Source organism: Bacillus sp. LL01 (genome assembly GCF_001037965.1).
In genome coordinates, this window is sequence record NZ_LFEL01000001.1 from 682,796 (window position 1) to 695,870 (window position 13,075).

Below are 13,075 nucleotides of genomic sequence, written 5' to 3' on the forward strand. Positions count from 1 at the left end.
TACTATTTGCAAGATTTACTATACACCTCCCTTTTTAAACCGTCAATAACAAAAATGAAAAGGCACCTACTATGGCATAATAAAAACCTTGAAAGAATGAACATCCCTTCAAGGTTTTGGCTGAGTAAATTAAAGTTAAAATATTGATTGAAGATCACTGACTGAATGAATGATATAATCATATTCTTCCACTTCTCCAAAGCCATAGCTAGCGTAGACAAAAGGAATACCTGCTACCCTTGCTGCTTGTTGATCTCCAAGCGTATCCCCTACATAAACAGGGCTTTCAAGTTGATTGCGCTCCATGATTAATTTTATATTTTCACCTTTTGATAATCCTGTTCTGCCCGGATTCTCATAGTCAATAAAATACGTTTCCAATTGATGGTATTTATAAAAGGCTTCTATGTATCCAACTTGGCAGTTACTTACGATAAAAAGCTTGTATTTTTGGGATAAGCTCTCTAACACTTCTTCTAACTGTTCGTAGAGCTGACCTCCTTTTTGCTCTAGAAGCACTCTCTCCGCTTCGCAACATTTGTTCGACAATTGAGTACGATACGTTTCTTCCATATCTGGAAAGAGAATCTTTTCTATTTCATGCATTTGCAACCCCATGGTAGCTTTGAAATCATCACTTGTTAACTCTTTCTCTATTTGATCATCATTTTCCAGAACTTTATTCCATGCCATCCTTACTGTTTCCACAGAATCCCACAACGTACCATCTAAATCAAAAATAATGCTGTCCATTGTTGACCACCTTCCAGTTAATTTATTCTTCTTTCCAAGTCTTCTATTCTTGCTTCCAAGCTTTGTATCCGCTCTTTCTTCTTATTAGAAGAACGCACCAGTAGTATTATTCCAACAAGGAAGGTTAATGGGATAAAAAAAGCAAAAGATTACATCTCCAAGGGTTATCATCATATCATTCACCTCAATAGGAAAATTATTTTTCTATTGTATCGTATTTTCGCTTTTTTCTGTGAATAACAGTAACTTTATTACATTTTTTTCGTCTGTGATGTAGAGGTGATCAATATATGAAGTTATTATCTTTTATTTTTTTACCAATTTTATTCTTCATTTCTGCATGCAGTCATGACAAAGATGTTAGTACTCCAGTCATGCCTGCTGATTTTGAATTTAGCCTTACATATGGTACCTATGGCAAACAAGAAGTGGATACTTTTAATGACATGATAATTAAAGATCTTGTGATAGACGGCACCTTAGAAGCTAAGATACCATTAACAGTTGAGGAAAAAGATCTCATCTATAATGAAATGTTAAAAATAAACATAATGGGAGATTTGGACATTGATAGAGAGGTTCAGTGTGCAACTGAACCTCCTTCATTTACCTCCTGGCACATCCAAATGAACGGGGAGACGAAGGAGTTTTCTTATAGTGATTTTTGCGAGTATCCTGAAGACGTGAGAAATTTGATTGATTTGGAGAACTATATACATAAATTAGTTGCAGCCAAGGAGGAGTACCAGAAGTTACCTGATTCAAATGGCTGGTATGAATAACTTAACCTTTCACGAATAACGGTGGTTTAAGAGACAAAATTCGTTCTTATTTACAATCAAAAGCTTAGTAGCCTTGTCACCTAAGCTTTTGATTGCCCCTATACTTTAGGCGGAAAGAACCCCTCTGGACTTCGGACAACTTGTTCTTCAGGAAATACCTCTCGCATTTTCTCAAAAACTTTCTGTTGCACATTTCCTTCTAACCAGTTTGTCATCTCTTCTGTCTCATACTTATCATAAACATCTAGACGGGCCGTTCGCTTGCCTCCACTTCCATCACCGGTAAAATCGTCTACACATACCCTATCCACAATTCCCTTCAGCTTTTGCGCGAAATCCCTTGAAAATGGAAGAGCCGGAGCAATGGCCACCTGTGTTGGTACGCCTTCTTCATGTAAGGTTCTTAATGCTTTAATCCTTGCAGGTATTGGTGGTGCTGCTGGTGAAAATCTCTTACGGACCTCTTCTAAGTCTGTTTCTACTGTGATACTTACCATCATCCGTTCTCCCAATTTCTTAAGAAGATCGATATCCCTTGTCACCAATGGGCTTCTTGTTTGGACAAAAAGAAAATCAGGTGGATCCTCTACCAGTACTTCCAAAAGAGTTCGGGTAACCTCCTCTTTTTGTTCCACCGGTTGATAAGGGTCGGTACTAGATGACATGAAAATACTGATGGGTTGTTCCTTTTTCCTCAATAGCCGTATTTCTTTCGCAAGCTTTTCTTTTACATCCTTCTTTACATCCACCCATGTGCCCCATTCCTGTTTTCGGAACAGACCCACCGGGCTTTGTCTGACATAGCAATATGAGCAACCAAAGGCACAACCAATATAAGGGTTAAGTGTGTGGGTATAGCCTTTTAGGAAGCCACTCGCTTTGGTCAAAAGTTTTTGTGGTGTCTTCTCCGTTACTTCCACTCTCATCCTTTGGCTCCTTTCTTCCATTAATATCAATATTTTTCTCTTGTTGTTTCCATCATTTTCTTTATACTTAAAGTATCATATTACAAAAGGGGTAGATACATATGGTACTCACGGTGTTAAAACCTATCTTTGCCGAATCTGCAAGCAATCTAGTCAATACCATCAGTTCTTATTCTGGGACGGTTTTATTTAAGAAGGAGCATTGGGTAGTCGATGCAAAAAGCTTGCTTGGTGTCTTGGCGCTTGCGCTTCAACCCGGCCAGGAAGTGGAAGTTACTTCCGAGGAAGGCGAAGAAGTATTTGAAGCCATTTTGGCTCTTGGATATTTTGAAAAGAAATAATAATGGAGCATCCTTCCTCATTCGTGGGGAAGGATGTTTTTGTTTTTATATCAGGAAATATCCAAAATATCATCTACACATAAACAACCTGCTTCGCCAAATTTATCCACCACATGCAAGCGCCTTTGATAGCCATCAAGATGGTGCACAGCTCCTACAAACAGATGGTATCTTCTTTTTTCATAATAGGTGATGGTTACTTCCTTACCCGTTTCCATCGCTTCGCAAAACAGCTCATTCATTTCTTCGAGCCGCTGTTCGTCGAGTTCTGGTTTGGTTTGGTATAAATCCTCTTTGGTCCAATCACGCAGCATTTTGACATGCTCCGGCAGCATCATGGACGTCCATTTAATGGTTCCGCGATCTCGTATCATCTTCAACAATCCTTTCTTTAACTTTAATACAAATTCGCTTGAAGATGTCTGAAGTTCACTAAGCCTTATGCCCGCCAACCAGCCTGCTTCTGTGCACGGCCGTTCCGGCATTGGTATAGGACACAGCACGCAATAGCGCATTGGTTCCGTATTTTCCGCGAATGGTGTCCATTACATAGCCGAGTTCGCGCTTTTTAGGCTGTTCCAGTTCAAACAGGCTCAATTGCATTTCGCTGTCCTCCACAATATTGGAGATGGACACTGCAATTTTCCGTACCGTTTTCGGTTCATAATTTTCCTCGAACAACTCAAGGCAGGTACGATATAGGTCCATCGTGACATTGGTGGCACGTTCCATCGTCCGGGAGCGGTAGAAGCCTCCGCCGAGCTCATCGCGGCTGTAGCCGATTCCCAGACTGATGGTGCGTCCCGCTTTACGGTGATGGCGTGTTCTTCTTGCGACTTCCTCACAGATCTCCAGAATGACCTGTTTGACCTCTTTCGGGTCTGTGTAGTCGCGCATTAGAATCTGGCTTTTCCCGAAGCTGATCTGGCCCTGGATAATCGGGGCGCCAAGCTCTGATAGATCAATCCCCCAGGCGTGATAGTACAGTTGGTTGCCCATCACACCAAATTTTTTCTCTAGCAGCTCGAGAGGGTAATTTGCGAGCTGTCCAACATTGAAAATTCCCATTCGATTTAATGTTTTTTGAACTCTGGATCCGATTCCCCACATTTCGCTGAGTGGAGAGAGCGTCCAGAGCTTTTTTTTCACATCTTCATAGGTCCACTCGGCAATGCCTTTTTTCTTTGCTTCAATATCCAGGCAAAGCTTTGACATGAGCATGTTCGGACCGATTCCGATGGCGCATGGCAACTGGAATTCGCGCTCCATGTCCTCTTTGATTTTTTCGGCAATCGTGGTGGCGTCTCCCCAAAGGGCCTCCACTCCGTCGACCTGCAAAAAGCTTTCGTCGACACTGTAAGTATGGATGGCGTCCTTTGGGACATATCGGTTGAAAAGCCGGGTGATTTCTGTGGAGATGCGCAGATAGGTTGCCATCTTGGGGTTTACAATATGGATGCGTTCGTCATTTGGAATCTCAAATCGGCGTGAGCCCGTCTTGATTCCGAATTCTTTTTTCAGCATGGGAGAGGCCGCAAGCACGACGCTTCCCTGACGCTCCATATCCCCGACTACCGCCAAGTAGCAGGTGAGCGGATCGAGCCCCATCATCACTGCAGAACAGCTGGCATAAAAACTTTTCATATCTACACATAAAATCTTGTTGTTTGGCATCTTGCTGTAATCCATGTCCACGAACCTTCACACCTCACTAAAACAGAAAGTATGTTCGTATTAGTAGTATATACCCAATAATAAGCGAATATACGTTCGGTTTCAATGGTAAATTCCACTACATATTTCGACAAATTACAATTCCACTTTCTAGTTACCACTTTAAAACCTTTATAATAAGGGATGGATGAGGTGACAGACGTGGAAAGAAATTTATTAAAAAGGCTCTTTTCTCAAAGATTGTTGCTATTCGCTTGTAAAAAGTCGGCAATTGGACTTTTTACCGTGTATCTACTTTCAAAATATCATGCAATCTCTCCGAATAATCAGGAAAAGAGCACGACAGCAACAATATAACGGTCGTTGTAAAAATACGAAATAGCAACAAAGTTTACGAAAACAGCCATTAAAAAAGATGATACGAAATTGTTTTGTTCAATATCAGCATGATTTTCAGTCCATTCCACTTAGTGAAGAGGAATATGAAAAAATGGTAGAAGAAGTCAACAGTATTGTTGCCGAAGGTCCTGAATCGGATGTGTTTGAAGTGGTCAATGACGTGGTGTATGAATATTTGAGTAAGTAAAAAAGGAAAGCACTGTTCCAATGAGGATAGTGCTTTCCTTAGTTAAATGCAGCTCTCTACTTTTCAGGGCATGTTGTATATTAATTCATAAATCCTACACAATTACACAAGATAAATAAAGAAATTCAACAGCAAAAGGAGGAGCATCATGAAGAAACGGCCTGTGTTGGTATTATGGATTATGGTATTCATCTCTTTTATGACGCTCCCTTTTCTGGGATGGAAGCACTTTAAAAGATATTTACCTGGCACATTGTTCATGTCCATATTAATTGCGTTGGAAAGTATCATTGCGGAAAAATATAAATGGTGGGCCATCTACAAAAAAATCCCGCCATACTTTATAAATGAATTTGCCTTTATTGTCGGGCCGTTCTTTGCTGGCTCACTTTGGATATTACGTCTTACATATGGACGGTTTTACTTGTACTTCCTATTGAATGCATTCGTGGACGCCATATTTGTGTATCCTATATACGTATTATTTAAGAACATAGGCGTATTCGAAATGAAAAAAATGAACCGTCATCAGTTGTATGGGTTATTTTTGATAAAGTCTTTGTTGATGTACGGATTTCAGATGATTTGGGAGAAGAGTTTCGGAAAAAGCTCCCAAAAGTCGTTAACGAAAATGTCTGCAAAAGAAACCGGAAAAGAAAGACCTTACTCCATTTCCTCGGCAGAATGAGCACCATTGCTACGCAGCCACTCGATCAGTTTGTTGTCAGCCTTGCTGCGAATTGCTGCGTCGAGCGGAGTACGCCCATCATAGCCGATCCAATTGAGATCAGCCCCGTGATCTAGAAGGTATTCTGCTGCACTAAGCTGGCCACCGTGACATGCCAGCCAGAAAGCTTGAGTGATTTCGAATGGGGTAGGACGTTGCCTGCCTTCAAAGTATTCTTTCACCTCGGCCATCATCCCCAGTCCCGCTGTATTCCACAGATTGGTCTGAGCACCGCGCTCCACTAGCCGATGAGCTGCATTCCACTGGCCGAATGCCACCGCATCGTCCAACGGGGTCCCTCCTGCGATTACTGCTCCCGTGGCATCTATATTCGCACCAGCATCAAGAAGCGTATTGAGCGTTTCCATATCATCACTGCTAGCAGCCCAATGTAAGGGTGTCTCTGTGTGATGACCAGTGAACCTAGCGTTCACCTCTGCTCCCGCCTCAACCAAAGTGCCCACCGTTGTCGCTCCATTAGGGAAGTGACCAGGCCAGTCGGTTGCCACATGAAGCAGTGTACGCGAGACTCCGTAGCTACCAGACTTTTCATCATGGTAACCCCTTGCAATGATTCTTGACGTGACAAGACCGGGATTGTCAGCTAGCAAACGCTTCAGCGATGGAACATCACCGGTTTGAATTGCTTGGACGGCGGCGACGGCTAAGTCTTCATCTTCAAAAATAAAGTTCATATGTATGACTCCTTTCTTAAAAAGGTGGGTTATTCTATTAATTATTCCATAATAAGCTAGACTTTCATAGCGTTCTTCTCTCCAAATCTATTTAGATGCCCCCATACTATGAAAGTCTCTTGACCTCCCCCATCAACCTTCGTTCAGCCACATTTACTGTCCAAAACTACACATTTACTGGCGGGGCTGCGTAGAATACTGTCCAAACTTTTAAAATACGAGCCAAAGTGATCCATTTACTGTCTAAACTCACTGCAATACATGCCAAACGGCAAAGAGCGCCAAATATCGACAATCCTACAACCCTTCCACACTGATATGATTCCACCGCATCAGCTTTCAAAAGCAGTCCTCAAACAAAAAACGCCCTGTGTCAATCACAAGACGTTTCATGGTTTATTTAAAAAGATTAAAGGTAGAGGTAGCAAGTGCAACTTACCCCTCTTCCAGTTCCACCTCAATCTCCACCGGTTCACTGTCATCCAGCAGATTCTTCAGCGTCACCTTATATTGATGGTCACCCTCTTCTGACACATCCTCGACATGCCACGGGTTACCTGCTTCCACTTCTTCCAATGCCTTGGCAACTGCCTGTTGTTCATGCTCATCCTGGTCCGCATCGATCACCACTTTTATGGCGCCAGACTGGGCTGGAAAGGATTCGGCTACGATGCCAGAATTCCAGACTGTCACTTTCATTCCCGCCTTCAGATCAGCTGCTTCCAACGCCTCACCCTCAGAGTTCTCCACCTTCGTGCTCTCCTCAAGGGTGTACATGGTAGCAGATGTGCCAGATCCACCACTGCTTGGGTGCTGACCAGTCACTAAAATACGTGTTTGCCCTTCATCAGAAATCGAAACAATATAACCTGTCAGATCCTCGACGGCCTGCTCCTCGTCATCCACCGGTTCCTCATCCGGAATTTCTTCACCTGAACCCGGATTGGAACCCGAGCTACTGTTGTTGTTGCCACCAGCTGTTCCGCAACCAAACAAAAGAAGGAAACAAGCCAGCAATGACATGAATTTTAGTGTTTTCATCCTCTTATCACCTCTTGCCCTATTGGACGGAACATAAAATGAAAAGTTACAGGATGTCTATTATTTTTGTCGAAACGCCTTACCACCGAATTTCTCCACAAGCCCGGGAAACATTTGATAAAGCTTGCTGGCCATATTCATCCAGCCAGGAAGATTGATTTCGCGAGTACGTGTGAACATCGCATCGGCAATGCGCTCTGCAACAACTTCAGGCTCTAGCATCCACTTGTCCACCTTCTGCTTATAGCTGCCGGATGAGTCTGCTATATCAAAAAACTCCGTCCTGATTGGACCTGGATTAACCGATGTTACAAAGATATTAGTATCATGAAGCTCCATTCTCATGCTGTTGGTAAAGCCTAGAACCGCATGCTTCGTTGCAGAATATACACTCGATTTCGGTGTAGCAATCTTGCCAGCCTGAGATGCAATGTTGATGATATGCCCTTGATTTTGCTCTAGCATGGACGGCAGTACCATTTTCGTGCAGGCAATCAAGCCATACACATTCACTTCAAACATTCCGCTCATATCATCAAGCGACAAATCAGCAATATCGTCAAACTTACCGTACCCTGCATTATTCACCAGGACATCCACCGCTGGAATCTCGGTCATTAGCTGGCTGAACGTTTGCTCAATATCTGCATGATTTCGGACATCCAGCTTGTAATAAAGTGCATCTACCTGATGGTTGATCTGTATCTGCGCTGCCACCTGCTCCAATTTATCCAGGGATCGTGCCATCAGTATAGGAGTCGCTCCACGTTTGGCCACTTCAAGCGCGAGGGCTTTTCCAATCCCACCTGATGCACCAGTGATTACGATGTATTTACCTTTAAGACTAGCCACAGCTTACTCCCCTCCCGCTTTATACGTAAATGGCTTGGAAGAAGCATCTTCTATAATTAAGCCTTTATCAAGAAGATAATCAATTTGACCAAGTGTTTCAGAAAGCGTTAGTAACAGTTGTTTTTCATAGACAGATTTGAAAAGGAACTGACAAATTTCATAGGCTGTTGCAGGCTTCTCTTTAAGAAAACCATCCACTTTGTTTGCACGTTTATCCTGCTGCTTCAAACGGGTTTCCAATAATTCCGGTACATTTTCAACGATATCTCCATGGCCAGGCAGAACACGTGTAATTGGCAAGCGTTTCATTTTTTCAATAGAATGTATGTAATCGAGCATCGATTTCTTCCGATCGGATTCACCAACATAAGGTGGCTCCACCAACGGGTTAGGTGAGATATCTGCCAGAATCAGATCTCCCCCTATCAATGTTCCGCTCTTTTCATCAAAAAGAACAAGGTGGCTACTTGCATGTCCTGGCGTTTCAATAAGGCGCCAGTTCGCCAAGCCTTGCAGCCGATCCCCTTCCCCAATAAAGGAAGTAAGGCCACGATGACAGGAAAAACGTAAAGGCTTATCAATAGCATTCAACAATGGATAAAAACGCTTATCCACACCTATCTGTTCAAAAAGTTCCTTATAATAGCTTTCATGCATCGAAAAATAGCGTTGATCTTGCGTCATCCAAGGATGTGCACGCTTATGTCCATACACCGGTATATTCGATGGGAGGTAATCCAGCAATCCTACATGATCTGGATGATGATGTGTTACTACTACCTGGTCAATGTCCAACACTTTTAGCCCGTGCTTGTTCAGTTCCCGCTGAAACACTTCCCAAGCCTCCAACGTCTTGACTCCGGCATCCACCAGTGTGACTTTATCTGTAATGATAATATAAGTATGTACGTCTCCAACCGCAAACGGGGTCGGGATTGTAATTTGCTTTATCTCTTGCTTACAAGAAACCCTGTTCATCATTATCCCCTTTTTTACTTGTTTTTGTATGTTTATATGTAAGAAATGATTAATAAAGTTATTACAAAATAATTGACTCGAAAGGATAGGTGAATAACCATTCAATTATAGAATGCACTAAATAAGGAAAAAAAGAAAGGGGTATTCCTGAATAACTAATATAATTTCCCAGTTCATTTTTTTGAAATAACGTCAAGTCAAGATCGTAACTTATTTCACCTACTCCTGCCTCAATTTGCATTTCGCTGCCTTCCGAAAATAAAATAATAATGGTGACAAATATCCCCTTGACTTTCCCTTCCTTCCATTGCATAATGTATAAAATTACAAATGATAACGTGACGAATGGGACCAGTAGGAAGCTGCAAGATGAAAAGAGATGGAGGTTCACCGGCTGAAAGACCTCCTCATCCCCTGCACTTTCGAACCTACCCAGGAACAATCAGGAAAACCTGATCGTCCTCCCACGATACGGGAAACTAAGCTGGGTTCAACCAACCAATTAAGGTGGTACCGCGGATAAGACCTATCCGTCCTTACATACAGGACAGATAGGTCTTTTTTCTATTCTTAAAGGAGCGTGTTAACGATGAAGATAGCATTTATTGGTGCCGGTTCCATGGCAGAGGCAATTTTGGCCGGACTGCTGAAACAGAATATCTGTACAAATGAGGACATTACGGTGACGAACAAACAGGATCAACACCGTCTGGAAATCCTTGAAAGTAAATATGGAGTAAACACTATGGAGAATAAAGAGGCAGCAGTGAAAGATGCAGATGTGATTTTCTTGGCTATGAAGCCAAAGGACGCTAAAGACGGGATTCAGGCAATTAAATCCTATGTAAAAAAAGAGCAGCTCATTGTTTCCGTGCTGGCCGGTATTTCGAGTGAAGTCATCCAAGACCTTTTTGAACAAGAACTGCGTGTCATCCGCTCCATGCCGAATACCTCAGCGGCCATCGGTCTATCGGCAACCGCCATTGCCAAAAGCTCCTATGCAACAGATGGGGATCTCGCCCTTGTGCAATCACTGTTCTCGGCAATCGGATTATGTACCATAGTGGAAGAGGAACAGCTTCATGCCGTAACAGGCGTTTCCGGAAGTGGTCCGGCCTATATCTATTACATCGCAGAGGCGATGGAAAAGGCTGCATTGGCTCAAGGTTTGGATGTGGATGTCGCGAAAAAGTTGGTCAGCCAGACGTTGATTGGAGCAGCTCATATGTTGCAAGAGACAGATAAAGACGCAGAAGTCTTAAGAAAAGAAGTCACAAGTCCAGGCGGTACGACACAGCGCGGGATTTCTGTCTTGGATGACCGAAAAGTCTCCGAAGCATTTGAGACCTGCATAGATGGTGCAACGAAACGGTCCCGTGAAATGGGAGAGGAAATAGCGGAAAAACTCAAAGAGAAAACATCGAATTGAAAGTTACACCACACAAAAAGCAGCACTTGAAAGAAGGATTCCTTCTAAGTGCTGCAACACTTTACTCTATCACTTCCACCACGAACACTTTCTGTTCATATTCATCAAACACGCTCATAAAAACTTTATTTACAATCACTCGCAACTTTTCATCTGTTAATTCATTTTTTGAATACTTGCCAACCTCGGCTTTTAGGCTCTCCTGCCACTTTTCCTTCATCACTTCTTCATGGTAACTAGAGTAGGACAGGAACAAAGGGAGATCATCTGAACGATCCTCCGCTATTGCTTCAGCAAATTTCACAGACATGTTTTGCACCGTTTTCACATCAAATTCTTGAGAGGAGATGCGCAAATTAAACTTTACCGTTTTGTTGTCTTGCGTTCCAACACGATACTCCTGCATTTCGAACATATCGTAGTTGATGAAAACAAATAAATCATCATCCGTTGTCCATAGCCACTCATCCTCCTCCACCTCTATCACCTCTCCGTCACTTTGCACTACGAGGTCGCTGCTATATACACTAAAGGTTTTATAAGACTTATGTATAAAAAGGAGAGTAGCAAAGGTCGCTATTGCCAGTAGTATGATAAATAATCGCTCATATACTTTCTTCTCCACCCTTTTACTGATGAAATTTGAAAAGAAGCCGAATAACGAAATAACAGTCAGATAAACAGATACATGAAATACTATTTGAACCCATCCAGGAAAAAGAAATGTCACCGGGCAGCCCTCCACATAAAATAATCAGGGTATCAACACCTTTTGCTCCAATCAACAGCTAGAAACTAGTTCAATTATCAACTGTTAACTTTAACAAGCCTAGGGATTAATAGGAAACTCATACCCGGCATATCTATAAACAATTTCAAATCCACAAGCCTCTGCGACTGCAATTGACGCCTTATTCTGTTCCACACAATCCCAATAAGGTTCTTTATTGTTTTCTACACATTCTTTCACATGGTGGTAGGTTAAATGCTGGGCCAGCTTTTTCCCTCGATGCGCTTCCGCCGTTTCAATGGCAATGGCATGCACAGTCCCGTCTGTAAATACAGAGAAACAGGTACTTACGATTCTATTCTCGTAGGTGACGCAAAAGCCAATTCCATTTTCAAAAAAATCCTCCATGGAAGACCAGGAGTCCAAAATTTTATCAACCATAGAATCAATATTGGTCACTTGATTATCAGCACAGAAATAGGTTTCAATTTTATGTACTTCATATCTATTCTCCAAGAAAGCATCTTTCGATATTATGGGTGAGGTTCCCTTATATTTATAGACTCGTTGATTCCAGCTGCCTAGTGGACGATGCCGAAAAGTACTTTCTAAGCTGTTATGCCAATCCGCATGATCTCCAAGCGCTTCAAACCACTTTAAACCCACCTTTGCTGCTTCGGGCTTTATTACCTCTTCAATAAACGCATTCAACTCCTCGTTGAATGTAAGATTGTTCTCATTTCCAAAAAAAATGAAACCGTCATTATTTCCTAACCATACAAACCCTGTGGTAGGCGAATTCTGATCATCCACAAAAACTCGACCCGGGTTAATTCCCTCGATGATCGCCTTTGCTTCTATAAGTCCCTTTTCATGTATAAGATTTCTACACTTATGAAATTCTTTTTTCTTTAATTCAATAATCATTGGCTACCCCTTCTTTGAAAAACGAATTTATCATTCGCATTTTAAGCTATCATGTAAAATGGTTTGATAAACGTTATTGAAGCCACTGTAGTACTTTGATAAATCTATAGGTTCAATTAAAATCCTTTCGGAGGATTCATGTTCTGCCCTAAAACTATGAAACTTGGTAATGTCCATTCTATAAAACACCTGATATCCTACTTTTGGATAAGGGCTATCCTCGTTCCATACCAGATTATCATGATGATCGACCACTATGGAACCGAGCAAGCGGCAATCCCCTTCCACATACCCCTCCTCCATTGCTTCCCTTTGAAAACATGTTTCTGGGGTTTCATTGAGTTCGATATGCCCACCTGGAAAATCCCACCCTCTATCTCTAAGGTTGACCAGCATCAGCTTATCCTGATAAAAGCAATAGCCGTGAGTACTGGTAATTAGGTCTCTTGGCGGAAGTTCAGACTGCTTTTCCCAGGTTAATTGAACGATAGAACCTCCCCAGTTCACTTTAATAAATGTCATACATATCAAACTCCAATCGTAAACTATATATAAAATACAACATAATTAACCAATTAGGATTGGTTTTTTTTTCACCAAACAAGAAAGCTCACTTTATCCTTTACTAAGGGTT

The 13,075-nt window shown here is 42.1% G+C and carries 17 protein-coding genes; 5 read left to right on the forward strand and 12 right to left on the reverse strand.

All coding sequences use genetic code 11. From position 1 onward, the window contains the following. Positions 1-135 precede the first annotated feature (135 nt). On the reverse strand, positions 136-753 hold the full coding sequence (locus tag AB685_RS03475) for an HAD family hydrolase (protein ID WP_047969126.1): 618 nt from the start codon (positions 751-753) through the stop codon (positions 136-138). Positions 754-1,043: 290 nt separating this feature from the next. On the opposite strand from AB685_RS03475, the gene AB685_RS03480 reads away from it, so the two are divergent. Then, positions 1,044-1,535: a hypothetical protein gene (locus tag AB685_RS03480; protein ID WP_047969127.1), complete on the forward strand. Its 492-nt coding sequence runs from the start codon at positions 1,044-1,046 to the stop codon at positions 1,533-1,535. Positions 1,536-1,633: 98 nt separating this feature from the next. Here AB685_RS03480 and AB685_RS03485 read toward each other — a convergent pair whose 3' ends face one another. Then, positions 1,634-2,461: a radical SAM protein gene (locus AB685_RS03485; protein WP_047969128.1), complete on the reverse strand. Its 828-nt coding sequence runs from the start codon at positions 2,459-2,461 to the stop codon at positions 1,634-1,636. Positions 2,462-2,562: 101 nt separating this feature from the next. On the opposite strand from AB685_RS03485, the gene AB685_RS03490 reads away from it, so the two are divergent. Then, positions 2,563-2,802 carry an HPr family phosphocarrier protein gene (locus AB685_RS03490; protein ID WP_047969129.1) on the forward strand — a complete coding sequence of 80 codons (240 nt, stop codon included), beginning with the start codon at positions 2,563-2,565 and terminating at the stop codon, positions 2,800-2,802. Positions 2,803-2,852: 50 nt separating this feature from the next. Here AB685_RS03490 and AB685_RS03495 read toward each other — a convergent pair whose 3' ends face one another. Both AB685_RS03495 and AB685_RS03500 read right to left on the reverse strand, forming a co-directional pair. After that, on the reverse strand, positions 2,853-3,287 hold the full coding sequence (locus AB685_RS03495) for a YolD-like family protein (RefSeq protein WP_347230861.1): 435 nt from the start codon (positions 3,285-3,287) through the stop codon (positions 2,853-2,855). Beyond that, positions 3,235-4,491 carry a UV damage repair protein UvrX gene (locus AB685_RS03500; RefSeq protein ID WP_047969725.1) on the reverse strand — a complete coding sequence of 419 codons (1,257 nt, stop codon included), beginning with the start codon at positions 4,489-4,491 and terminating at the stop codon, positions 3,235-3,237. Before AB685_RS03500 ends, AB685_RS03495 begins: the two co-directional genes overlap by 53 nt. A gap of 400 nt (positions 4,492-4,891) precedes the next feature. On the opposite strand from AB685_RS03500, the gene AB685_RS30110 reads away from it, so the two are divergent. After that, positions 4,892-5,062 carry a YqzH family protein gene (locus tag AB685_RS30110; protein WP_082153482.1) on the forward strand — a complete coding sequence of 57 codons (171 nt, stop codon included), beginning with the start codon at positions 4,892-4,894 and terminating at the stop codon, positions 5,060-5,062. A 148-nt stretch (positions 5,063-5,210) separates the two neighbouring features. Then, complete coding sequence (locus tag AB685_RS03505; RefSeq protein WP_053073714.1) at positions 5,211-5,750, forward strand: hypothetical protein; 540 nt, start codon at positions 5,211-5,213, stop codon at positions 5,748-5,750. On the opposite strand, the gene AB685_RS03510 is transcribed toward AB685_RS03505, so the two are convergent. The 5 genes from AB685_RS03510 to AB685_RS31650 form a co-directional block, all read right to left on the reverse strand. After that, positions 5,726-6,400 (reverse strand): ankyrin repeat domain-containing protein, encoded by a 675-nt coding sequence (locus AB685_RS03510; protein WP_241773230.1) that lies wholly within the window; start codon positions 6,398-6,400, stop codon positions 5,726-5,728. The genes AB685_RS03505 and AB685_RS03510 overlap by 25 nt on opposite strands. Positions 6,401-6,919: 519 nt before the next feature. Then, positions 6,920-7,525, reverse strand: a complete 606-nt coding sequence (locus AB685_RS03515) for a DUF3221 domain-containing protein (protein ID WP_047969132.1) — start codon at positions 7,523-7,525, stop codon at positions 6,920-6,922. A gap of 60 nt (positions 7,526-7,585) precedes the next feature. Continuing rightward, on the reverse strand, positions 7,586-8,377 hold the full coding sequence (locus AB685_RS03520) for an SDR family oxidoreductase (RefSeq protein ID WP_047969133.1): 792 nt from the start codon (positions 8,375-8,377) through the stop codon (positions 7,586-7,588). Positions 8,378-8,380: 3 nt separating this feature from the next. Beyond that, positions 8,381-9,358, reverse strand: a complete 978-nt coding sequence (locus AB685_RS03525) for an MBL fold metallo-hydrolase (protein ID WP_241773231.1) — start codon at positions 9,356-9,358, stop codon at positions 8,381-8,383. A gap of 58 nt (positions 9,359-9,416) precedes the next feature. Beyond that, on the reverse strand, positions 9,417-9,668 hold the full coding sequence (locus tag AB685_RS31650; protein ID WP_198530447.1) for a hypothetical protein: 252 nt from the start codon (positions 9,666-9,668) through the stop codon (positions 9,417-9,419). A 276-nt stretch (positions 9,669-9,944) separates the two neighbouring features. Here AB685_RS31650 and proC point away from each other — a divergent pair, with 276 nt between their 5' ends. Next, the gene (gene proC, locus AB685_RS03535; protein WP_047969136.1) at positions 9,945-10,784 is read left to right on the forward strand and encodes a pyrroline-5-carboxylate reductase; all 840 of its coding nucleotides are present in this window, start codon (positions 9,945-9,947) and stop codon (positions 10,782-10,784) included. Positions 10,785-10,845: 61 nt separating this feature from the next. On the opposite strand, the gene AB685_RS03540 is transcribed toward proC, so the two are convergent. From AB685_RS03540 to AB685_RS03550, 3 genes are all read right to left on the reverse strand, one after another. Further along, positions 10,846-11,514: a hypothetical protein gene (locus AB685_RS03540; protein ID WP_047969137.1), complete on the reverse strand. Its 669-nt coding sequence runs from the start codon at positions 11,512-11,514 to the stop codon at positions 10,846-10,848. 99 nt (positions 11,515-11,613) lie between these two features. Beyond that, positions 11,614-12,441, reverse strand: a complete 828-nt coding sequence (locus AB685_RS03545) for a GNAT family N-acetyltransferase (protein ID WP_047969138.1) — start codon at positions 12,439-12,441, stop codon at positions 11,614-11,616. Between the two features lie 30 nt (positions 12,442-12,471). Further along, positions 12,472-12,963, reverse strand: a complete 492-nt coding sequence (locus AB685_RS03550) for an NUDIX domain-containing protein (protein ID WP_047969139.1) — start codon at positions 12,961-12,963, stop codon at positions 12,472-12,474. Between the last annotated feature and the right edge of the window lie 112 nt (positions 12,964-13,075).

Coding starts and splice junctions, on each gene's coding strand:
- AB685_RS03475 (WP_047969126.1), bottom strand. CDS start 753: ATGGACAGCATTATTTTTGATTTAGATGGTACGTTGTGGGATTCTGTG.
- AB685_RS03480 (WP_047969127.1), top strand. CDS start 1,044: ATGAAGTTATTATCTTTTATTTTTTTACCAATTTTATTCTTCATTTCT.
- AB685_RS03485 (WP_047969128.1), bottom strand. CDS start 2,461: ATGAGAGTGGAAGTAACGGAGAAGACACCACAAAAACTTTTGACCAAA.
- AB685_RS03490 (WP_047969129.1), top strand. CDS start 2,563: ATGGTACTCACGGTGTTAAAACCTATCTTTGCCGAATCTGCAAGCAAT.
- AB685_RS03495 (WP_347230861.1), bottom strand. CDS start 3,287: ATGCCGGAACGGCCGTGCACAGAAGCAGGCTGGTTGGCGGGCATAAGG.
- AB685_RS03500 (WP_047969725.1), bottom strand. CDS start 4,491: ATGGATTACAGCAAGATGCCAAACAACAAGATTTTATGTGTAGATATG.
- AB685_RS30110 (WP_082153482.1), top strand. CDS start 4,892: ATGATACGAAATTGTTTTGTTCAATATCAGCATGATTTTCAGTCCATT.
- AB685_RS03505 (WP_053073714.1), top strand. CDS start 5,211: ATGAAGAAACGGCCTGTGTTGGTATTATGGATTATGGTATTCATCTCT.
- AB685_RS03515 (WP_047969132.1), bottom strand. CDS start 7,525: ATGAAAACACTAAAATTCATGTCATTGCTGGCTTGTTTCCTTCTTTTG.
- AB685_RS03525 (WP_241773231.1), bottom strand. CDS start 9,358: ATGATGAACAGGGTTTCTTGTAAGCAAGAGATAAAGCAAATTACAATC.
- AB685_RS31650 (WP_198530447.1), bottom strand. CDS start 9,668: ATGCAATGGAAGGAAGGGAAAGTCAAGGGGATATTTGTCACCATTATT.
- proC (WP_047969136.1), top strand. CDS start 9,945: ATGAAGATAGCATTTATTGGTGCCGGTTCCATGGCAGAGGCAATTTTG.
- AB685_RS03545 (WP_047969138.1), bottom strand. CDS start 12,441: ATGATTATTGAATTAAAGAAAAAAGAATTTCATAAGTGTAGAAATCTT.
- AB685_RS03550 (WP_047969139.1), bottom strand. CDS start 12,963: ATGACATTTATTAAAGTGAACTGGGGAGGTTCTATCGTTCAATTAACC.